The organism is Trinickia violacea, from assembly GCF_005280735.1.
In the GTDB taxonomy this organism is placed as follows: Bacteria; Pseudomonadota; Gammaproteobacteria; order Burkholderiales; family Burkholderiaceae; genus Trinickia_A; species Trinickia_A violacea.
Map to the genome: position 1 here is coordinate 3697998 of NZ_CP040077.1, position 19949 is coordinate 3717946.

Annotated in this window: 21 protein-coding genes and 1 tRNA gene; 7 read left to right on the forward strand and 15 right to left on the reverse strand. The window is 64.5% G+C overall.

Going from position 1 to position 19949, the window contains the following annotated elements; translation table 11 throughout:
- Positions 1 to 2: 2 nt before the first annotated feature.
- The 11 genes from FAZ95_RS16945 to FAZ95_RS16995 all read right to left on the reverse strand — a co-directional run bounded on the left by FAZ95_RS16945 (position 3) and on the right by FAZ95_RS16995 (position 11349).
- Positions 3 to 1649, reverse strand: a complete 1647-nt coding sequence (locus tag FAZ95_RS16945) for an AMP-binding protein (RefSeq protein WP_137333506.1) — start codon at positions 1647 to 1649, stop codon at positions 3 to 5.
- Entirely contained in the window at positions 1649 to 2362 is a 714-nt protein-coding gene (locus FAZ95_RS16950; protein ID WP_137333507.1) for an ABC transporter ATP-binding protein, read from the reverse strand. The genes FAZ95_RS16945 and FAZ95_RS16950 overlap by 1 nt, the downstream gene beginning before the upstream one ends.
- On the reverse strand, positions 2359 to 3147 hold the full coding sequence (locus tag FAZ95_RS16955) for an ABC transporter ATP-binding protein (protein ID WP_137333508.1): 789 nt from the start codon (positions 3145 to 3147) through the stop codon (positions 2359 to 2361). The genes FAZ95_RS16950 and FAZ95_RS16955 overlap by 4 nt, the downstream gene beginning before the upstream one ends.
- Positions 3144 to 4088, reverse strand: a complete 945-nt coding sequence (locus tag FAZ95_RS16960) for a branched-chain amino acid ABC transporter permease (protein WP_137333509.1) — start codon at positions 4086 to 4088, stop codon at positions 3144 to 3146. The genes FAZ95_RS16955 and FAZ95_RS16960 overlap by 4 nt, the downstream gene beginning before the upstream one ends.
- A gap of 24 nt (positions 4089 to 4112) precedes the next feature.
- Positions 4113 to 4985, reverse strand: a complete 873-nt coding sequence (locus tag FAZ95_RS16965; protein WP_137333510.1) for a branched-chain amino acid ABC transporter permease — start codon at positions 4983 to 4985, stop codon at positions 4113 to 4115.
- 13 nt (positions 4986 to 4998) lie between these two features.
- Positions 4999 to 6147: an ABC transporter substrate-binding protein gene (locus tag FAZ95_RS16970; RefSeq protein WP_254699732.1), complete on the reverse strand. Its 1149-nt coding sequence runs from the start codon at positions 6145 to 6147 to the stop codon at positions 4999 to 5001.
- A 34-nt stretch (positions 6148 to 6181) separates the two neighbouring features.
- Positions 6182 to 7051 (reverse strand): MaoC/PaaZ C-terminal domain-containing protein, encoded by an 870-nt coding sequence (locus FAZ95_RS16975; protein ID WP_175425698.1) that lies wholly within the window; start codon positions 7049 to 7051, stop codon positions 6182 to 6184.
- Between the two features lie 4 nt (positions 7052 to 7055).
- On the reverse strand, positions 7056 to 7835 hold the full coding sequence (locus FAZ95_RS16980) for an enoyl-CoA hydratase/isomerase family protein (protein ID WP_137333512.1): 780 nt from the start codon (positions 7833 to 7835) through the stop codon (positions 7056 to 7058).
- Between the two features lie 49 nt (positions 7836 to 7884).
- Positions 7885 to 9084, reverse strand: a complete 1200-nt coding sequence (locus tag FAZ95_RS16985; RefSeq protein WP_137334599.1) for an acetyl-CoA C-acetyltransferase — start codon at positions 9082 to 9084, stop codon at positions 7885 to 7887.
- 67 nt (positions 9085 to 9151) lie between these two features.
- Positions 9152 to 10459, reverse strand: a complete 1308-nt coding sequence (locus FAZ95_RS16990; protein WP_254699733.1) for an acetyl-CoA hydrolase/transferase family protein — start codon at positions 10457 to 10459, stop codon at positions 9152 to 9154.
- Positions 10444 to 11349, reverse strand: coding sequence for an SDR family NAD(P)-dependent oxidoreductase (locus FAZ95_RS16995; protein ID WP_137334601.1), 906 nt, complete (start codon positions 11347 to 11349; stop codon positions 10444 to 10446). Before FAZ95_RS16995 ends, FAZ95_RS16990 begins: the two co-directional genes overlap by 16 nt.
- Before the next feature lie 208 nt (positions 11350 to 11557).
- On the opposite strand from FAZ95_RS16995, the gene FAZ95_RS17000 reads away from it, so the two are divergent.
- The 3 genes from FAZ95_RS17000 (at position 11558) to trmB (ending at position 13018) form a co-directional block, all read left to right on the forward strand.
- Positions 11558 to 11848: a LysR substrate-binding domain-containing protein gene (locus tag FAZ95_RS17000; RefSeq protein WP_254699734.1), complete on the forward strand. Its 291-nt coding sequence runs from the start codon at positions 11558 to 11560 to the stop codon at positions 11846 to 11848.
- A gap of 155 nt (positions 11849 to 12003) precedes the next feature.
- Positions 12004 to 12077: transfer RNA gene (locus FAZ95_RS17005), tRNA-Gly, on the forward strand.
- A 164-nt stretch (positions 12078 to 12241) separates the two neighbouring features.
- On the forward strand, positions 12242 to 13018 hold the full coding sequence (gene trmB, locus FAZ95_RS17010; protein WP_137333513.1) for a tRNA (guanosine(46)-N7)-methyltransferase TrmB: 777 nt from the start codon (positions 12242 to 12244) through the stop codon (positions 13016 to 13018).
- 54 nt (positions 13019 to 13072) lie between these two features.
- Here trmB and FAZ95_RS17015 read toward each other — a convergent pair whose 3' ends face one another.
- From FAZ95_RS17015 to FAZ95_RS17025, 3 genes are all read right to left on the reverse strand, one after another.
- Entirely contained in the window at positions 13073 to 13906 is an 834-nt protein-coding gene (locus tag FAZ95_RS17015) for an undecaprenyl-diphosphate phosphatase (protein ID WP_137333514.1), read from the reverse strand.
- A gap of 96 nt (positions 13907 to 14002) precedes the next feature.
- Entirely contained in the window at positions 14003 to 14587 is a 585-nt protein-coding gene (locus tag FAZ95_RS17020) for a DUF1439 domain-containing protein (protein WP_137333515.1), read from the reverse strand.
- A gap of 109 nt (positions 14588 to 14696) precedes the next feature.
- Positions 14697 to 14993, reverse strand: a complete 297-nt coding sequence (locus tag FAZ95_RS17025) for a YkgJ family cysteine cluster protein (RefSeq protein ID WP_137333516.1) — start codon at positions 14991 to 14993, stop codon at positions 14697 to 14699.
- Positions 14994 to 15192: 199 nt separating this feature from the next.
- On the opposite strand from FAZ95_RS17025, the gene hemN reads away from it, so the two are divergent.
- From hemN to FAZ95_RS17045, 4 genes are all read left to right on the forward strand, one after another.
- On the forward strand, positions 15193 to 16578 hold the full coding sequence (hemN, locus tag FAZ95_RS17030) for an oxygen-independent coproporphyrinogen III oxidase (RefSeq protein ID WP_137333517.1): 1386 nt from the start codon (positions 15193 to 15195) through the stop codon (positions 16576 to 16578).
- A 120-nt stretch (positions 16579 to 16698) separates the two neighbouring features.
- The gene (locus FAZ95_RS17035) at positions 16699 to 16956 is read left to right on the forward strand and encodes a hypothetical protein (protein WP_137333518.1); all 258 of its coding nucleotides are present in this window, start codon (positions 16699 to 16701) and stop codon (positions 16954 to 16956) included.
- A gap of 195 nt (positions 16957 to 17151) precedes the next feature.
- The gene (locus tag FAZ95_RS17040) at positions 17152 to 17805 is read left to right on the forward strand and encodes a protein-L-isoaspartate O-methyltransferase family protein (protein ID WP_137333519.1); all 654 of its coding nucleotides are present in this window, start codon (positions 17152 to 17154) and stop codon (positions 17803 to 17805) included.
- A gap of 90 nt (positions 17806 to 17895) precedes the next feature.
- Entirely contained in the window at positions 17896 to 18219 is a 324-nt protein-coding gene (locus FAZ95_RS17045) for a rhodanese-like domain-containing protein (protein WP_137333520.1), read from the forward strand.
- A 27-nt stretch (positions 18220 to 18246) separates the two neighbouring features.
- On the opposite strand, the gene aptA is transcribed toward FAZ95_RS17045, so the two are convergent.
- Positions 18247 to 19581: an omega-aminotransferase AptA gene (gene aptA / locus FAZ95_RS17050; protein ID WP_137333521.1), complete on the reverse strand. Its 1335-nt coding sequence runs from the start codon at positions 19579 to 19581 to the stop codon at positions 18247 to 18249.
- Positions 19582 to 19949: the final 368 nt, after the last annotated feature.

Consider the following 19949-nt stretch of genomic DNA (forward strand, 5'->3'; position numbering starts at 1 on the left):
AATCAGCCCAATCGCGCCGTCGCCGCTTCGTCCTGCACGCGTTGGATCGCCATTTCGCGTAGCCGCGCGCGCTGGATCTTCACCCCGTTCGAGCTTTGTGTGACAGGAAACGCATCGACGAACCAGACCCGCGCCGGCACCTTGAACGCGGCCACGCGCGCCTTGAGCGCGCCGCGCACGGTTTCCGCTTCAGGCGCGTGCGCCGGGTTCGCAATCACGAACGCCACTGGGCGTGGCTGGCCATCAACTTCGACGGCCACCACCTGCGCATCGTCCACGCCGTCCACCGCCTTGATCTCGTCTTCGATCTCGACTGGATTGACGAGAAAGCCCGCAAGCCGAATCGCGTCTCCCTTGCGCGTCTGGTAGACAAAACTGCCGTCCTCGCGCAGAAGGCCGACGTCGCGCGTGCGGAAGAATCCGTCGGGCGTCAGCGCCTCGGCAGTGGCTTCGGGGTTGTCGAGGTAATGCACGAAGTTGCCCGGCGCGGAGATTTCGATTTCTCCGCTCTGTCCCGGCGGCAGCAATTGACCGTTTTCCAGATCTCGGATGCGGATACGCGCTGTTGCCGCCGCCGGATAGCCGCCGCCTTCGATACGCGCCTCGAACGCGGCATTGAGTTTTTGCAGGGAGAACAGCGCTTGCACTTCGCTAGAACCGTAAAGGCCCGTTAGCGGCACGCCGCGCTTTTGCGCGTGCTCGGCGAAGCTCGAGAAACCCGGCTGGAACGCCGCAACCCCGAACACGCGCGCCGATGGAAATGGCTGCTCCCCTTCCGCCGCTTCGCACAGGCGCCGGTACATTTCGTCACTGCCGAAGGTATGCGTTACGCGATGCTCCTGCACCAGCCGCGCCGCTTGCGGGCCGTCGAAGGTGTTGATTAGCACGATGGGGGCGCCGCCGGCAAACGCGGCGAGCGCCCCGTTCAGACCGAACACGCCGCAAAACGGCAGCGCCGCGAGCATCACGGCATCGTCGGCATCGAAGCCATAGGCGCGCGCGGCACATTCGCTGTGGCCGGTCACGGTATGCTGCGTATGGACGACGAGCTTCGGTGCCTGGGTGGTACCGGACGTGGTGAAAAGAATCAGGGGCGCGTCACGCAATTCCCCGGAACGCGTCATACGATCGGCGGGAATGACAGCCGTGGAACCAGACCCGGATTCGGGCGTGGCAAAATCGCACGCCACGGCGGTTTTACCGAGCAGTGCGGCAGGCATCGTGGCATCTGAATCGATGACCGCGATCTTCTCCAGCGATGAGATGGCTTCGTCCGCAATGCCCTCTAGTTCTGCTGCGAAATCGATCTTGCGGAAATTCAGTTGCAGCACGAGTAGTTTCGCGCGCGACTTGCCGAGAATGTGCTCGATCTCCGCGCGGCGGTAACGCGTGTTCACCGCCACCACCGCTGCGCCGATACGCGCCGCGCCGAACAGCAGCACGAGCCACTCGATGCGGTTCACGAGCCACACCGCGACGCGGTCGCCGGCCACGATGCCTTGTCCCTCGAGCCAACGCGCCGCCTGTTCGGCGAGCGTATCGAACTGCGCATAGCTGATCGTGCGTTCGCCGTCGATAAAAGCGGGCCGGGTCGCGCCCGCTGCGAGCTGGGCATCGACAAGCGCATTGAGTGTGGCGGATTCGGACATTAGTAGAGCTCCATGAGTTTCGCGTTGGTGTCGAGTTCGAAGGGCAGCACTTCGCGGATCAGCGTGCCGGATTTCATCACGGCGACGCGGTCGCTCACCTTCAGCGCTTCGCGCACGTTCTGCTCGACCAGAAGGATCGACATACGCGTGTCCTTTTGCAGTTGGCGGATCGGGCCGAGCAGATCCTGAAACAACTTGGGCGCGAGACCGATCGACGGTTCGTCCATCAACAGACAGCGCGGACGCGACAGCAGCGCGCGCCCGATGGACACCATCTGCTGCTGACCGCCCGAGAGTGACCCCGCTCGCTGGCGATATATGCGCTTGATGTCCGGCAACACCGACATCACCCAGTCGAGGCGCGACGCGTGTTCGGCAGCATGCACGTCGGCGGACCAGAGACCCAAGCGCAGCACTTCTTCCACGCTCAGACTCGGGAATACGCCGCGTCCTTCCGGCACCAGCGCGATGCCTGCAGCAGTCGACGCGCGCACGCTTTGACGGTTACGCTTCGCGCCGTCGACCATGACATCGCCGCCGCTTGGCGCGATCAGCCCGAATAACGTTTTCACGAGCGTCGACTTGCCTGCGCCGTTATGGCCTAGCAAACACAGCACTTCGTTTTCACGCAGCTCGATGTCGATACCGTTGAGCACCGCGCGGCCGCCGTAACCGGCGGTCAGCGCGCGCGTCTTTAGAATGGGAGCGCTCATGCGGTCTCTCCGAAATAGATCGACGCAAGGCGCGGATCGTCGAGCACTTCGCGCGGCGTGCCTTCGGCGAGCAGGCGGCCCTGATCGAGGAACGCCACGCGATCCGACACGTTCGACACCACGTCGAGGTTGTGCTCGATGATGCAGACCGTCACGCCGCCCTGCACCTGGGCCCGCAGCAACGCGACGAAGCGCTCGTAAGAACGCGGGTCCAGCCCGGATGCGGGTTCGTCGAGCAGCCAGATTTTCGCGTTGCTCGCAATCAGACGCGCAACGCTCAGAAACTTGCGTTCCGCATAGGCGAGATCGATGGCGCGCGATCCGCGCAACCTGTCCAGATGCGCAGTCTCGAGAATTTGCCTCACTTTCTCGGCACGTGCGTTGCGCGCGGCGCGGCCGCCCGGCTGCCACAGCCACGAGCTCTGCTCCATCGCCGTGAGCACGTTCTCTTGCACGGTCATCTGCGAAAACAGACGCAAATCCTGGAAAGTACGGCCCACGCCCGCACGCGCGATGCGCCACGGGTCCATGCCGAGCAGCGATTTCCCCTGAAACAGCACGTCGCCGGACGTGGGTTTCAGGTGTCCGGTGATCAGGTTGAAGAGCGTGGTTTTGCCCGCGCCGTTCGGCCCGATCAGCGTGGTGACGATGCCCGCACGCAGCGACAGGGACACGTCGGACACTGCCTGCAAGCCGCCAAAGCGCTTGCCGAGCTGCCGCACCTCGAGCAGAACCGGATGCGTGACCGCCGCCAGCTCCGGCATGAAAACTGCGGGTGCGTTCATTGCGCACCTCCCTTTTTGACCAGGTTCGCGCTGCCTTGCGCTCCGATCTGCGCCGTGACCGCGCGGCTCTTGCGCCCGCGCGCGCCGACGATGCCGCCCGGCCGGTAGATCATCAGCAGCACCATCACGAGACCGTAGACAGCCTGCTGCACGAGGCCCACTTCGGCTTGCGGCAAACCGGGCACGAAGCTCAAACCGGCCGGCAGCAGCATCAGCAGCGCCGCGCCGATCAGCGGACCGAACAGCGAGCCGGTGCCGCCAATGATGACCATTGCCATCAATATAACGGAGAGGTCGAGCGTGAAGCCTTCCACGTTGATGAAGCTGAGATAGAACGTGTAGACGACACCCGCCGTCGCGGCCAGCGCCGTGGCCACGACTACCGAAAGCGTCTTGATCGCCTTCACGTTCTTGCCGAGCGCCTGCGCGGCGGATTCGCTGTCGCGGATCGCCCGGAGATTGCGGCCGAAGCTGGAGCGCACCAGCAGCCACAACGCCAGCGCCACGACGATCAGATACGCGACCGCCAGCAGAAAGAAACCGTTCGACGATTCGATTGACACGCCGAACACCGAAGGCGACGGAATGTTCGTGATGCCGCCGAGCCCGCCCGTCACCGAGCGCCACTCCGAGAACACCGTGACCGCGAGCATCTGCAAGCCCAGCGATGCGGCGACGAAATACTCGCCGCGCACCCTGAGCGCCGGTAAGGCAAGCGCGAGCGACAGCGCGCCCGAGAGCGCCATCGCCGCAATCGTGCAGACGAAGATGGACGGGCTGACGTGCATCGACACAACCGCCGCCGTATAGGCCCCGACGCCGAAGAACACGGCATGCGCGAGCGAGAAGATGCCCGCGTAGCCCATCAGGAAGTTGAGCGTCATCGCGAGGATCGCGTTCACGCAGATGAGGACCGCCAGATTCTGCAAATAAGCCAGCATGGAAGCGTCTCCGGTGAGCGATCATCAATGAACCAGCACGCGTCCGAAGAAGCCGGACGGGCGGAACAGAATGAACAGGAATAGCACGACGAACAGCACCGCTTCGCTCCATTGCGAGCTGAACCACGCGAGCGCAAGGCTTTCGGCAAGCCCGAGCAGCAGGCCCGCGCACGCGGCGCCGCGCAGACTGCCCACGCCGCCCACGATGGTTGCCGCAAGACTGATCAGCATGACGTGACTGCCGACCGAAGGATTCAGGCCCGCGCTCGCGCCGCTCAGGATGGCGGCCGGCACGACGGCCAGCGAGCCTAGTGCGAATGCCACCTGCGACAGCCGTTGCGGCGACATGCCGAACGCACGCACGAGTTCCGGGCTATCGGCGAGCGCACGCAGCGCGATGCCGGTCTGGGTGCGCGAGAGAAACGTGTGCAACGCGCCGAACGCGACCAGCGTCGTCACGACGGCAATGCCCGCGAGCGGCGACATGTAAAGGCCGCTCATCACCTGCACGCCCTTGGAAAGCGGCGTCGGAATCGCGACGAAGCCGCGGCCGAAGAAAAACGCGATCAGGTTCTGCACGATGATGCCGACGCCGAATGCACCCGCAAACAGCGTGAAAAACGCGTTCTCGTGGCGTTTGATTGGCGTGTAGACGAGCCTATCGAGCAGCACGCCGAAGGCCACCGTCACCACGGCGGCGATCAGGAGCGCGACGTACCACGGCCAGTGCAGCTTCGCGTAGATCTCGTAGAAGCCGTAACCGGCGATCATGAAAGCCGCGCCGTGCGCGAAGTGAAAAATCCGCGTGGCGCCGAAAATCAGCGAGAAGCCGCCTGCGGTGAGCGCGTAAAGCGCACCGAGCTGAATCCCGTTGACGAGCAGTTGAACGATCAGCATGCGGTCGCCTCCGTCATTGCGTGGTCGAGACGACCGTGCCGCCCGCACCGTCGATCTGGTTGATCTGGATCGGCGCGCGCACCGTGCCGTTCGGATCGAAAGACACGCTGCCGCCGACGAGATCGAAGTGCTGCATCTGCTGGCGCGCTTCGAGCAGGTTCGCTCCCGTCACCCGCTTTCCCTCGTGTTCGAGCTTCGCTGCGAGAATCGCAAAGAGGCGCACCGCGTTGTAGGCGTTCGCCGCATACGCCGTCGGCTTGCGACCATACTTCGCCTGGTAGTCGGTGACGAAGCGCTGCGTGAGACGGTCCGGCGCATTCCAGTCGAAGCGTTGCGTCGTGTAGAGCGCACCCTTCGCCTCGGGCAATGCGTTGATCGCTGGAATGCTGAAAGCCGAATAACTGGCGATCTGCTGGTTCACGCCGTTGTCGCGCAACTGCTTCACGATCTGCGATTGCTGCGCACCGTATGACGCGATAAAGATCAGATCGGGTTGCGCATCGCGCACGCGCGCCACGACGCCGGCGAACTGCTGCGCGCCGGCCGGCACCGCAAACGAAGAAACGAGCGAGCCGCCCGCCGGCGGTAGATCGAGCGCGAGTTCTTCGTTGATCGACTGGCCGAGCGGATCGTCCACGTAGATCAGCACGAAACGCTTCAACTGTTTTTGCGTGACGAGATACGGAATGATTGCACGCACTTCGGCGTTCGCGAGCGGAATCACATTCCAGAAGTACGAGCCGAGTTGTGCGAGATCAGGACCCACGCCGCCGCCGTTCACGGCGACGGTTTTCGTGCGGCGCGCGAGCGGCGCGATGGCTTTCGATACGCCGGTGAAGCCTGTCAGTACGAACGGCGTTTCGTACACGTTGACGAGCTTGTTCATGCCGAGCACGCCTTGCATCGGCAAGGCCTGGCTGTCTTCGTAGGTGAGCACGAGCTTTTCGCCGAGCAGCCGGTCGTCGTTCACATGCGCAACCGACAGATCCGCGCCGGACCCGAAGGTCTGCCCGTATTCCGCGTTTGGTCCGCTCATCGGCAGCAAGGCGCCGATCTTCAGCTCTCCGGACGGTTCGGCCATTGCACCTCGCGCGCCGATACCCGCCAGCGCGAGCACACTCGCGCAAAACACGATTGCCAGGGTTTGCCTGGTGGATGACATGATGTCGTGTCTCCTTGTTCTGATACAAGACGAATCAGCGCAACTCGGCGCGGCCGTTGTTCAGTACGACCACGTCGCGTTCGAGTGCGCGCGAACGGAAGCCGACTGTCTTGCCGTCGATCCACAGTTCGGTACGGATGGTTTCGCCCGGATATACCGGCGCTGTGAAGCGCGTGAAAAACATTGCGAGGCGTTCGGGACGGCTTTCGCAGGAGGTTTTCAGCACCGCGTGGGCCGCCACACCATAGGTTGCGAGGCCGTGCAGGATGGGCCGCTCGAAACCCGCTGCGCGAGCGGCGTTGGGGTCGGCGTGGATCGGGTTGTAGTCACCCGAGAGGCGGTAGATGAGCGCGCTTTCGGGTCGCGTCGGCAGATCGCAGACCGCGTCGGGCCCGCGCTCCGGGAGAGGCGGCGGCGAAGGCAGCGGCCCGTCGCTCGGCTGGCCGTTCGCGCTGTAGCCACCGTCACCGCGTAGAAAATTGAGTTGCTCGACAGTGGCGAGCAGCGTGCCGCTTTCCTTCTCGCGTATCGTGCGCTCGATCAGCAGCAACGCGCCCTTACCCGCGCCCTTGTCCACGATGCGCGCGACACGGGACTGGCCGATCACGGTCGCGGCCGGCGGCAACGGCTGGTGAATGTGCAGCGTTTGTTCGCCGTGCAGCAGCTTGACCCAATCGATGCCGGTGCGTGGATCTTTCGCCCAGAAGCCTGGATAGCCGAGAACGTTGGCGAAAGTGGGCGAAACGCGCAATTCCCTTTCATGCACGTAATGCAGGTCGTCGCGATCAAGTGGATCGATGCCGTAGCCAAGACCGAGCGCATACAGCATGGCATCGCGTGCCGTGTAGGTGTGTTCGAGCGATTTGAACGGCCAGTTCTTAAGTGTGTCGTAATGGATCATGATGGGCTTAGGAGGTAGGCCAGTTGAAAAGCGGTGTCGCCTTGTTGCGGAAACGCTGCACGGCCTCGCGATGAAACACCGTGCTGAAAACCACGCCTTGGCCTATCGATTCGAGTTCCAACATCGTGCGCAGATCGCTGTTCAGGGACATGTTCAGCGCGCGCTTGGTAAGCGCGAACATGGTGGGCGACGCATCGGCGAGCGAGCGTGCGATTGTCTTGCTGCGCGCTTCCAGCGCATCCGGTTCGACTACTTCGAGCACAGCGCCGAGCGTCCTGGCTTCGTCGGCTTTCACTTCGCGCGCCGTGAAGATAAGCTCGCGAGCGCGCGCCATGCCGACGATGCGTGGCAACGTGTAGAGCGCGCCGCAATCGGGCACGAGGCCGACCTTCATGAACGGCATGCAAAAGCGCGCACGCGAGGTAGCAATCACGAAGTCGGCAGCGAGCGCGAAGCTGAAGCCCGCGCCGTAAGCCACCCCGTCTACTGCGGCGATCACAGGACGGTCGAGGTCGACCAGTTGCGCGATCCAGCCGTGCAGATCGTCCACGCGGTTGCGGCCCGCTTCGGCGCTTTCAACGTTCATGCCGCGCACGTCGCCGCCCGAACAGAACTCCGTGCCCGCGCCGCGCAAGACGACCGCGCGCACGCTACGGTCCTGACGGATCGCGTAGATCGCTTCCCGCAGCGCCGCGCGCATCGACATGTCGAGCGCGTTTTTGGCTTGCGGGCGGTTGAGGGTCAGTGTGGTGACACCGTCGTCGTGATCGATCAAGACTTCACTCATTGCGTTTCGCTCCTTCTGTCTATCGAGGGCTCGATCAGCCTTTACACCCTCACGCCGCTCGCTCGAACACCGCTGCAATGCCTTGGCCGCCGCCGATGCACATCGTCTCCAATCCATAGCGTCCGTTGCGCCGTTTGAGTTCATGCAGCAGCGTGGTCATGATGCGCACGCCGGTCGCGCCGATCGGATGGCCAAGCGAGATGCCCGATCCGTTCACGTTCAGACGCTCGTGATCGCTCCAGCCCCAGCCTTTGAGCACTGCCAGCACCTGGCACGCGAACGCTTCGTTGAGTTCGACCAGATCGAAATCGTCGAAGGAAAGGCCGGCTTTCGCCAGCAGCTTGTGGACGGCCGGCACCGGACCGATACCCATCATCGCGGGCTCGCAACCGCTCGCCGCCCAGCCGACCAGATAGCCCATCGGCGTGAGGCCGAGTTCATCGAGCTTGTCTTCGGCGACGATCAGGCACGCCGCGGCGGCGTCGTTCTGCTGGCTAGCATTGCCCGCGGTCACGGTGCCGTCCTTCATCAGCGTGCGTAGCTCTCCGAGCGACGCGGCAGTGGCGTCGGCGCGAAAGCCTTCATCGCGGGCGAACGTGAGTGGATCGCCCCTTTTTTGCGGCACGGTGACCGCCACCACTTCTTCGTCGAAACGGCCCGCTTCCCACGCTGCCGCCGCGCGCTGATGGCTGCGCGCCGCGAACGCGTCGGCCTCTTCGCGCGAGATGCCGTATTCGCGGGCAAGGTTTTCGGCGGTCTCGATCATCCCGGAGATATAGCCGAAGCGACGCTCCGGCTGCGAGCGTTCGCGGCCGCGATCGAGCCGGTCGTGCAGCTTCACGGAGCCGGCGCGCGAACCCCAGCGCATGTCGGTCGAGTAGTACTCGATGTTGCTCATGCTTTCGACGCCGCCCGCTACCACGACGTCGGCGGCGCCGCTTTGCACCATCATTGCGGCGGTGACGACGGCTTGCAGGCCGCCGCCGCAACGGCGGTCGAGTTGCATGCCGGGCACGTGCACCGGCAGGCCCGCTTCGAGCGCGGCCCAGCGTCCGACGCACGGCGTCTCGCTGTTCGCATACGACTGCGCGAACACCACGTCTTCGATACGTTCCGGATCGATGCCGCTGCGTGCCAGCGTCGCGCGCAACGCCGTGGCGGCGAGCGCTTCGACGCTCACCGGACGCAGGCTGCCGCCGAACGTGCCGACCGGCGTGCGCACCGGCGCGACGATCGCCGCTCTTCTGATCTTCGTGTCCATCTTCTTGTCTCCGTGATCGGTGCCGCGCCGCGCGATGCGTACGCAGCACGCGGGGTCATGACTTGAGAAGGGTGTGGCGGTGAGCGTCGTCTTCGAGCGACGCGCGGAACTCCGACGGCGCGATCTCGATCATGCGGCGCACGCGCTGCGCGAGCGTCAGGCCGCGCAGATCCGCCGCGCCGAATTCGGTGACGATCACACCAGCGTCGGCGCGCGGCGTGCTCGCGGGTCCATGCAGTTGCGACACGATGCGGCTCGCGTCACGGCTGCGCGCGGGCAGCACGATCATCGGCACGCCGCCGCGCGAACGGGCCGCACCGCGCAGAAAATCGACACCGCCGCCCACGGCGCCGAGATAGCGGCCGTTTACCGCTTCCGCATTTACCTGGCCCGTCAGATCGACTTCGAGCGCGGAATTGATCGCCACGAAACGGTCGATTCGCGACAACACGCCGATGTCGTGCGTATAGCTCGTGCCGCGCATTTGCAGCGCCGGATTGCGATGCGCGTAGCGATACGCGATCCCGGTGCCCATCACGACGCCCGCCACTGACACGCCTCTGTCCACGGTCTTGCGCGCATTGGTGACGATGCCGCGTGTTGCGAGATCGGCGGCGCCATCGTTGAAAAGCCCCGTATGCACGCCCAGATCGCGTCTGTCCTGCAGCGCCGAGAGAATCGCTTCGGGCAATGCGCCGAGACCGAATTGCAGCGTCGCGCCGTCTTCGATGAAATCCGCCGCGTGACGCGCAATGGTCAGTTCGGTTTCGCCGGGCGCCGCTCGCGCGCTCGTGAGCAAAGGGCGGTTCGTGTGGACCAGCACGTCGAAGCTGTCGGCGGTCAGCGCGTACGGTCCGTACGTCCACGGTGCTGCCTCGTTGACTTCGGCGATCACCGTGCGCGCGTGTTCGAGAAACGGCAGCAGATATTCATACGCGACCGAGAGGCTGTAATGGCCGTGTTCGTCGGCGGGCGCGACCTGAACGAGCAGCACGTCCACGTCGATTGCATGCTCGAACTGCGAATAATGGCTCGGCACAATATGCAGCAAGCCCGCATGCGCGAGCGCGCGATTCTGGCCGCCGCCGCTGTACGCGATGAAGTCGATCGCATCGGCATGTTCGGGTTTGAGCGTGTCGGACCAGGCCGTACCGAGAAATACGCTGAAGCGGCCGCCTATCGCACGACGCTGCGCGACGAGTGTCTCGGTCAGCGTGCACGGCTCGCCGCCGCTTTGCCCCCACGCCACGAGATCGCCGGGGCGCACATGTTTCGCCAGGTCGAGCGCCGCTGCGTCGACGTGCTGCCCCGCGCGTTTCATGTCCGCTGCCGATGCGCTCGCGGCGCTCACACCGGGTCCCACGAGAACACGTCGGCGGAAACGTCGAGCGAGTGGAACGACGGACGCAGCGCCGGGATCGCATGCTCGGCGATGCTTTGCGGCGTCCAGCCTTCGCTGCGCTGCACGGAACGCACCGGACGCGGCTGGCTCATCAGGAAGATTTCGTTGTTGCGCACCGCGAAGATCTGGCCGTTCACGTCGCGTGCGCTGTCGCTCGCGAGAAACACCGCGAGCGGCGCGATCTTGGCCGGCGTCATCTGCTTGATCTTTTCGACGCGCGCCGCCTGTTCGTCGGAATCGACCTTGATCGAGCTGATCATGCGGCTCCACGCGAATGGCGCAATGCAGTTCGAACGCACGCCGAATTTGTCGAGGTCGAGGGCGATCGATTTCGACAGGCCGGCAATGCCGAGTTTCGCCGCGCTGTAGTTAGCCTGCGCCAGATTGCCGATTAGGCCCGACGTGGACGTCATGTTCACGAAGGCGCCAGAGGCTTGCGCTTTCATCGGCTCGGCGGCCGCACGCGACACGTAGTAGCTGCCGTACAGATGCACCTTCAGCACGGCGTCCCATTCATCGTCGCTCATTTTGTGGAAAAAGCGGTCGCGCAGAATGCCAGCGTTGTTGACCACGATGTCCACGCGGCCGAACGCGTCGAGTGCGTTCTGCACGATGCGCTTCGCGTTTGAGGCATCGGCCACGCTGTCGGTGTTGGCTGCCGCCACGCCGCCGGCCGTTTCGATTTCCGTGACCACGCTCTGCGCCGGGCCCGCGTTCCGGCCTTCGCCGCCGAGAGACGCGCCCACGTCGTTGACCAGCACCTTGGCGCCCTGCTGCGCCATCAGCAACGCGATATCGCGGCCGATACCGCCACCTGCGCCCGTTATGATCGCCACCTTGCCTTCGAGCATCTGCTGCACTGTCATTCGAATCGTCTCCGCAATATGTTCCGGATCAGGTTGACCTAAACCTTTGCGGGCGACAATTTGGAATTACCGAAGACGCATTTCGTCTCCTATTAACCCGTAGTTTCGCCAATGGTGCCGGGCCGCGTTGCGGCGCAATACTTTTAATGCCCCCTTTGCAAACTGCATGCACGAGCGCCTTAGCAGCGACGTCGTGCGTGCGGTGCAGGAAGGCACCGTCGATATCGGTCTCGCAGCCGGCACCGTGCGCACGGACGGCTTGCAGGCGATGCCGTACCGGCGCGACCGGCTCGTGTTGGCCACGGCGCTGAGTCGTCCGGTGGCGGAATCAAAGAAGATCGCATTCGCCGACACGCTAGAGAACGACTTCATCGGGCCGACTGTGGAACCAATTTACCGACAATTGGGTGCGAACGATCAGACGGCAAAGGGCACGCAATGCCTCGCAGCATTGAAAGCGAAGCTTTCAGAACAATTTCCTTGAATCCATTAGGTCGCTGTTGCCCCTCGTTGCTGGCGTCGAAGCGCTCATTGCGCCGAGATGCCAGCAGGAACTTCGGGAGTGGACACACTTTTCATGCCATTCAGCCCGATCCCGACTCCCCAAAGCGCGGAAACCCCTGTAAAATAGCGCGCTCTGCGGGCGTCGTATAATGGTAATACCCTAGCTTCCCAAGCTAGAGCCGTGGGTTCGATTCCCATCGCCCGCTCCACTTTTGGCAGTGATTACGTCGAAGCCGCCTCGTCGAAGGCGGCTTTTTAGCATCCGCGGCGAGCGGCGCATGCCGCCGCATCGCCACTGAAGCCTCACGGCGCGCTGCGCTTTCGCCGTGCGAACCGCAGCGCCGCTCCTCCTCAGTAGTCAACGCAGTCACCGATGATTCACGATCCGAACGAAGACGGTCTCCCGCGCGAATCCGGCGCAGCCGACGACGCCGACGCGTCCACTCCCATCGACGGCGATACGCCCGAGAATCCGCTGCATCTGCGCCGCATCCGCAGCTTCGTCACGCGCGCCGGCCGCGTCTCGACCGGCCAGCGCCGCGCGATGGACGAACTCGGCCCGCGCTTCGTGGTCCCCTACGCAGCCACTGCGTTCGACTGGAACGCTACCTTCGGCCGTCCGGCGCCGCACATCCTGGAGATCGGCTTCGGCATGGGTGCGACGACCGCTGAAATCGCCGCGCAGCGTCCCGGCGACGACTTCATCGGCGTCGAAGTGCACGAACCGGGCGTCGGCGCGCTCTTGAAGCTGATGGGCGAACAGACGCTATCGAACATCCGCATCGTCCAGCACGATGCGGTCGAGGTGCTCGAACAGATGATCGCGCCGGAAAGCCTCGACGGCGTGCACATCTTCTTCCCCGACCCGTGGCACAAGGCGCGCCATCACAAGCGCCGCCTGATTCAGCCGAAGTTCGTCGCGCTTCTGGTCTCGCGCTTGAAGCCCGGCGCGTATCTGCACTGCGCAACCGATTGGCAGAACTACGCCGAGCAAATGCTCGAAGTGCTGAGCGCCGAACCCGCGCTCGCGAACACCGCCGACGCCTACGCGCCGCGCCCCGACTATCGTCCGGTGACGAAGTTCGAGCGACGCGGCCTGCGTCTCGGGCACGGCGTCTGGGATCTCGTGTTCAAGAAACGCGCCGCGTAAAAAGAAAAGGCTCGCATCAGCGGCGAGCCCCTAGCCCATAGCGCGGCGCCTCAATCAGCTCCAGTTCAGCCCGCCGCTGTAGCCGACGATCAGGACCAGCAACCCGAAGCCGATCCGATACCACGCGAACACCGTGAAATCGTGCGTCGCGATGTAGCGCAGCAGCCAGCGCACGCAGATGAACGCGCTCACGAACGCGGCCGCCATCCCGATCGTGAACAGATCGAGCATCTGGACCGGCGTCGCGTGCCAGGTCTTCACGATCTCGTAGAGCGTCGCGCCGACGATGATCGGGATCGCGAGAAAAAACGAAAACTCGGTGGCGACACGCCGGTCGAGCCCGAAGAGCATCCCGCCGATGATCGTCGACCCCGAGCGCGACACGCCGGGAATCAGCGCACAGCATTGCGCGCAGCCGACTTTCAGCGCGTCGAGCGGCGTCAAGGCATCGATCGACTGAACGCGCGGTGGCGCATCGCCGCGTTCGCGCTGGCGCGACTCCGCCCATAGGATGACGACGCCGCCCACCACGAGCGCGAGCGCCACCGGCACCGGCGCGTAGAGCACGGCCTTGATCGACTTTTCGAACATGAGCCCTAGCACGACGGCTGGAATCGTCGCGATGACGACATTGAGCGCAAAGCGCCGCGCGGCCGTTTGCGTCGCGAGGCCGGCGATCACCTCGCCGATGCGCCGCCGGTACTCCCAGCACACCGCGAGGATCGCGCCGAACTGGATGACGACATGGAAGGTCTTCGAGCCTTCGTCGGTGAAATCGAGCAAGCTGCCGACGACGATCAAGTGGCCTGTGCTCGACACCGGCAAAAACTCGGTCAATCCCTCGACGATGCCGAGGATCACCGCCTTGCAGATCAATATCCAATCCATCGATGGCCCTTTTGCGGATGTTGCCGCTCTCCGGCGGCATGGCGGAACGGACGGGAAAGGGCCCGGGAAACGCGCGGCCCCACGGCCGCGCGCACCTCACTTTTCGAGGATCTGCACGCGTATGCCGTTTGTAAGGATGGTGATTGTACCGGGTTCGTAGTTCACGCCGGCAAATTGAAGTTGCTCGGGCTTGAACGTGTAGATCGGATAGTTGGTGAGCAGCTGCGTCGCGAGCAATCCGGCAGCCGCGCTGATCTGCTGCGCGTAGGCGTGGCCCTGGCCGTCCACGCTGACGTTGTCGACGGTCGGCTCCTTGAGCACGACCGATCGGCTCGGGCCGTCGTACGCGAGCTGGCTCGACAGCGTGAAGGTGGCGTCCACCGGCTGCTGCAGGAACGGGCTCGCGAAGTGCGCGTCGAGCCGCACGCTCACGCGATTCGTGTCCGGCAAGAGGCCGACGACGGGATTGGCGAGCGTGACGTTGAACACCTGGGAGACCGTGCGCTGGAACGGAAACTTGCGCTGCACGGCTTCCTGCACCTGATCCCTCGAGAACGTGTAGTGATCCGGGATGAACGGAAACGTGGCGGTAGCACAGGCGCCGAGCGACACGCCGATGCTTGCCGCCGCAAACGCCGCGATCAGAAACCGTCGCCGCGTGGACGCTCTCGCGTGAGTCATGCAAAACCTCCTGCTCTTCGATGCTTCGATGTTTTGGATCGCTTGGGCACGCTGGCCCGCGCAAAGTTCTACCGCGGCGGTTCGCGGGCTTCCTTCGTTTTACCTTCGATTAGCGGGCGGCGGGCCGAGTCGCGGCTTCGAGCTGCGTGAGCCAGGCGATGGCATGCGCGCGCGACGTGCCGCACATCTCGGCCTGCGGCTGCAATCCGGAGCAGCAGGCGGGCCGCTCGGGACGCCCGAAGACCGCGCAGCGGTGATCGTCGCCGAGCTGCGCGCAGCGCACGCCTGCGGGTTTGCCGTCGGGCATGCCGGGGATCGGGCTCGTGATCGAGGGCGCGATGCAGCACGCGCCGCAATCGGGACGGCACGCGTGATCGGCAACGACGGGAGCGGCAACGGCATTCACGGCTAAATCGGGTCCTGGGTAATACAGCAGCGACGACAGCGAATTGATGCGACAAATCGAGCGGCAAGCCACGCAGCCCAACCGCACGGAGCCCGTATTGTGCCTGCATTGCGCAATTTGTCGCATGCGGCGCTATTACACAAGGCGCCAAGACGGCACCCGCTTACACTGACTGCGCTCCCGCTAACGAAGGCTTCCCATGGATTCCGTCGACTCCCTGTTTCATCCCGACCTGCTTGCCAAATACAGCGCGAACGGCCCACGGTACACGTCTTATCCCACCGCCCTTCAGTTCCGCGACGATTTCGACACCGCCGACTACTTCCGCGCCGCACGCGACTCCGGCGCGTCCGCGAGCGAATTGTCGCTGTACTTTCACATCCCGTTTTGCGACACCGTCTGCTTCTACTGCGGCTGCAACAAGGTCGTGACCAAGAACCGCGCCCGCTCGGTGCCCTACCTCGAGCGCATGAAGCGCGAGCTGGCGTTGCAGGCGTCGCGCTTCGACGTCACGCGGCCCGTCACGCAGTTGCATCTGGGCGGCGGCACGCCCACGTTTTTCAACGACGGCCAATTGACCGAGCTGATGGCCGCCGCGCGCGAACACTTCGTGCTCGTGCCGGACGTCGACGCCGAATATTCGATCGAAGTCGATCCGCGTGAAGCGGACCCGAAGACGATCGTCCATCTGCGCACGCTCGGCTTCAATCGCCTGAGCCTCGGCGTGCAGGACTTCGATCCGGTCGTGCAGGCCGCGATCAACCGCATCCAGCCGCTCGAGATGACCGCCGACGTCATGCGCGCCGCGCGCGCGTCGGGCTTCAAATCGATCAGCGTCGACCTGATCTACGGGCTGCCGCATCAAACCGTCGACAGCTTCAGCCGCACGCTCGACACGATGCTCGCGCTCGCGCCGGACCGTCTCTCGGTTTTCGGTTACGCGCACATGCCGCAGCTCTTCAAGATGCAGCGTCAGATGGACGCATCGGCGATGCCCTCGCCTGCCGAGCGGCTCGCGATCCTGCGCCACGTGGTCGAACGGCTGACGAGCGCAGGCTATGTCTACATCGGCATGGACCACTTCGCCCTTCCCACCGACGAGCTCGCACTCGCGCAAGCGAAGCGCACCCTGCATCGGAACTTCCAGGGCTACAGCACGCATGCCGATTGCGATTTGATCGGCATCGGCGCGTCCTCGATCGGCAAGGTCGGCGACGTCTACGTGCAAAACGCGAAGGACCTCCCCGGCTACGCGGCAGCGATCGACGCCGGCGAGCTCGCCATCCAGCGCGGCGTGCGCCTCACCGCCGACGACCGCGTGCGGCGCGACATCATCACGCAGCTGATGTGCAATCTGGAGTTGCGCTACGACGAAATCGAGGTTGTGTACGGCATCCGCTTCGCAGAGGCGTTCGCGGCGGAGCTCGAGCGCCTCGCCGCCTTCGCGGCGGACGGTCTGATTGCGCTCGGCAGCAACAAGCTCGAAGTCCTGCCAGCCGGACGGATGCTCGTGCGCAACATCGCGATGGTGTTCGACCGCTATCTCGGCCAGCAGCCGATGAAGCGCTTTTCGCGGACCATCTGAGCACGGCAAACCCGCCTCGGGCTGGGACCGCCGCTCGCCCGGGGACCCGCCCCATCGGTCCCGGCAAGACAGCGTTGTTGGTAAAGTAAGCGTCTTTTCCCGGATCGAACAGGCAACATCATGCGCGGCACCAAGGCTATCCATGCGGTCGAGCGGCTCAAGACCCGCAGCGCCAACGCACTCTACGCGGCCGTGAGCATGCCGGGCGGGCTCTACTATCTCGTCGACAAGACCGGCGGCGGCAGCAAGAAACTCTGCGAGCCACTGCCCCTCGAGGAATTTGTCGCGTTTGTCGATGCCCAGTCGCCGGCCAAGCCGCGAAAAGCCAGCAAGCTCGACGTCGCGTTCGAGGAACAGATCAAGAAAAGCCGCAGCTGAGCGGCTAGCCAAGCCCTCCGCCGCCGATACACCGCCATACGCTGCGTTACAGCGCCGCGCCGCGCGCGGCAAGGGGACCGATCCGTAGCCGGTTTGGTACAATCCCGCAGTTCCCCTGGGCCATCAGGCCCGGACCGTTTGGTCTCGGACCGCCTGGTACCGTTCGGACCACCCAACCCGCCAGAACATCGCGCCATGAACATCGAACAAGCCCGTTTCAACATGATCGAGCAGCAAATTCGCCCCTGGGACGTGCTGGACCAGGACGTGTTGAGTCTGCTGGCGATCGTCAAACGTGAGAATTTCGTCCCCGCCGCTTACCGCGACATCGCCTTCGCCGACCTCGAAGTGCCGCTGCCGCGCGGCCAGCACATGCTGGCGCCGCGCGTCGAAGCGCGCGTCCTGCAGGAACTGGCGGTGAAGAAGCACGAAACCGTTCTGGAAGTCGGCGCCGGTTCGGGCTACATGGCGGCGCTGCTCGCGCATCGCGGCCAGCACGTGCTGACGGTCGAAATCGATCCGGAACTCGCCGAGCTCGCGAAGCAAAACCTCGCGGCCAATGGCGTGACGAATGCGGAAGTCGCGCTCGGCGACGGGTCGCGCGGCTGGCCCGCTGCCGGCCCGTACGACGTGATCTGCGTGTCGGGCGGCCTGCCGGTGCTGCCGCAGGACCTCCTCGAGCAACTGAAGGTCGGCGGCCGGCTCGCCGCGTTCGTCGGCACGGCGCCGGTGATGAAGACGCAAATCATCACGCGCATCGACGACAAGCAATTCCGCCTGGCCGACGTGTTCGAAACCTATGTCGAGCCGCTCGTGAACGCGGTTCAGCCGCCGCGCTTCAAGTTCTGATCGTCGCCGCCATCCCCCGTCGGCCGCGCTCGCGGCCGATGTCGCTTTATGGCACGCTAACCTGCCCCTGTCGATTTCACCGAGCCCGAGATGCAAAACCTGACCGCCCCCGCCCTCGCCGAATGGCTTGCCGATACTTCGCGCCCTGCGCCCGTACTGCTCGACGTGCGCGAACCGTGGGAAGTCGAAACGGCGAAGATTGCAGGAAGCGTGTTCATCCCGATGCGCGAGATCCCGGCACGCAGCGAAGAGCTCGACGACGAAGCGCAAATCGTCTGCGTGTGCCATCACGGCGCGCGCAGTGCGAATGTCGGCATGTTCCTCGAAGGGCGCGGTTTCAAGCAGATCTTCAATCTGCAAGGCGGGATCGACGCCTGGTCCAAGCTCGTCGATCCGTCCGTGCCGACGTATTGATCCCTCTGCGCCCCTTCTCCGGGGGCGCTAGTCCGTCTCCCTCAACACCTGCGCGACGGTCGTGAAGATTTCGTCGATCTGCTGCTCGTCGACGATCAGCGGCGGCGAAAACGCCAGGATGTCCCCCGTGTAGCGCGTCAGCACGCCTTTCTCGAAGCATTTGACGAACACCTCGTAAGCTCGCGCGCCCGGCGCTCCGTCGCGCGGCTTCAATTCGACGCCGCCCACGAGACCCAGATTGCGCACGTCGATCACGTGCGGCTCGCTGCGCAGCTTGTGTATCGCAGTCTCGAAGACTGGCGACATGCGCGCCGCGCGCTCGAACAGCTGCTCGCGCTCATAGAGATCGATCGTCGCACAGGCCGCCGCGGTCGCGATCGGATGGCCCGAGTACGTATAGCCGTGGAAGAGCTCGATGCCGGCGGGCGCGCCGTTGACGATCGTGTCGTGAATCGCGTGGCTCGCCGCCACGGCGCCTAGCGGCGCGGCGGCGTTGTTCGTGCCTTTCGCCATCGTCAGCAAGTCCGGCGTCACGTTGAAGTATTGCGCGGCAAACGGTGCGCCGAGCCGCCCCCAGCCGGTGATCACTTCATCGAAGATCAAGAGGATGCCGTGCTTGTCGCAGATCTCGCGCAGGCGCTGCAAATAGCCTTGCGGCGGAATCAGCACGCCCGTCGAGCCCGCGACCGGCTCGACGATGACAGCCGCGATCGTCGAGGCGTCGTGCAGCGTGACTAGGCGTTCCAGTTCGTCGGCGAGATGCGCGCCCCACGCCGGCTGCCCTTTCGAAAACGCCGCTTCCGCGATGTTCAGCGTGTGCGGCAGGTGATCGACCGATGGCAGCAAGCCGCCCGAATACGCCTTGCGATTCGGCGCGATGCCGCCGACGGAGATGCCGCCGAAACCGACGCCGTGATAGCCGCGCTCGCGTCCGATGAAGCGCGTGCGCTGCCCTTCGCCGCGCGAACGGTGATACGCGAGCGCGATCTTCAATGCCGTATCGACCGCCTCCGATCCCGAGTTCGTGAAGAAGATGTGCTTGAGGTCGCCCGGCGTGTGCTTCGCGATCTTCGTCGCGGCCTCGAACGCCTTCGGGTGTCCCATCTGGAAGGTCGGGGCAAAGTCCATCTCCTCGGCTTGCTCCCGAACGGCGGCGACGATCTCGTCGCGGCAATGGCCCGCGTTCACGCACCAGAGCCCGGCGGTGCCGTCGAGAATGCGGCGGCCGTCGTAGGACGTGTAGTACATCCCCTTCGCCCCCGACAGCAGCCGCGGCGCGCTCTTGAACTGACGATTCGCCGTGAAAGGCATCCAGAACGCTGACAGATCGAGCGAACCGCTGTTCGCTTCGCGCTGGTTCATGATGCCTCCCGCCGGGCCGCCCCAAGGGAGGCATCCGCCCCCTTGGGGGGCAGCGAACGATAGTGAGCGTGGGGGTAGTCCATATTGCCTCCTTGTCTTGTCTCGTTTCGAGTCGGCCAAGAGACGGCCGGGTTACCAGTCTAGGCACCGATGTGCCTATGCACAACCGCGCGGCACGCGTGCACCGCTACAGCTATCGACACCAAACGCGGCGCTTCGTTGCGGCGCAGCGCGCACCGGCGCGAAGCGCGACGAAGCGCCCTGCACCAATAACGTCTTCCGCCGCGCGCCGCCGCGACGCGTCTAACCGCGCCGTCACAAGCCCTGCCAGCAGCGCTTCGATTGGCACAACCTTTGCAGTATCCCGT

Excerpts from the sequence above, each read along its gene's own strand:
- FAZ95_RS16945 (WP_137333506.1), bottom strand. The coding sequence starts at position 1,649 with ATGTCCGAATCCGCCACACTCAATGCGCTTGTCGATGCCCAGCTCGCA.
- FAZ95_RS16950 (WP_137333507.1), bottom strand. The coding sequence starts at position 2,362 with ATGAGCGCTCCCATTCTAAAGACGCGCGCGCTGACCGCCGGTTACGGC.
- FAZ95_RS16955 (WP_137333508.1), bottom strand. The coding sequence starts at position 3,147 with ATGAACGCACCCGCAGTTTTCATGCCGGAGCTGGCGGCGGTCACGCAT.
- FAZ95_RS16960 (WP_137333509.1), bottom strand. The coding sequence starts at position 4,088 with ATGCTGGCTTATTTGCAGAATCTGGCGGTCCTCATCTGCGTGAACGCG.
- FAZ95_RS16965 (WP_137333510.1), bottom strand. The coding sequence starts at position 4,985 with ATGCTGATCGTTCAACTGCTCGTCAACGGGATTCAGCTCGGTGCGCTT.
- FAZ95_RS16970 (WP_254699732.1), bottom strand. The coding sequence starts at position 6,147 with ATGTCATCCACCAGGCAAACCCTGGCAATCGTGTTTTGCGCGAGTGTG.
- FAZ95_RS16980 (WP_137333512.1), bottom strand. The coding sequence starts at position 7,835 with ATGAGTGAAGTCTTGATCGATCACGACGACGGTGTCACCACACTGACC.
- FAZ95_RS16995 (WP_137334601.1), bottom strand. The coding sequence starts at position 11,349 with ATGCTCGAAGGCAAGGTGGCGATCATAACGGGCGCAGGTGGCGGTATC.
- trmB (WP_137333513.1), top strand. The coding sequence starts at position 12,242 with ATGATTCACGATCCGAACGAAGACGGTCTCCCGCGCGAATCCGGCGCA.
- FAZ95_RS17015 (WP_137333514.1), bottom strand. The coding sequence starts at position 13,906 with ATGGATTGGATATTGATCTGCAAGGCGGTGATCCTCGGCATCGTCGAG.
- FAZ95_RS17020 (WP_137333515.1), bottom strand. The coding sequence starts at position 14,587 with ATGACTCACGCGAGAGCGTCCACGCGGCGACGGTTTCTGATCGCGGCG.
- hemN (WP_137333517.1), top strand. The coding sequence starts at position 15,193 with ATGGATTCCGTCGACTCCCTGTTTCATCCCGACCTGCTTGCCAAATAC.
- FAZ95_RS17035 (WP_137333518.1), top strand. The coding sequence starts at position 16,699 with ATGCGCGGCACCAAGGCTATCCATGCGGTCGAGCGGCTCAAGACCCGC.
- FAZ95_RS17040 (WP_137333519.1), top strand. The coding sequence starts at position 17,152 with ATGAACATCGAACAAGCCCGTTTCAACATGATCGAGCAGCAAATTCGC.
- FAZ95_RS17045 (WP_137333520.1), top strand. The coding sequence starts at position 17,896 with ATGCAAAACCTGACCGCCCCCGCCCTCGCCGAATGGCTTGCCGATACT.
- aptA (WP_137333521.1), bottom strand. The coding sequence starts at position 19,581 with ATGAACCAGCGCGAAGCGAACAGCGGTTCGCTCGATCTGTCAGCGTTC.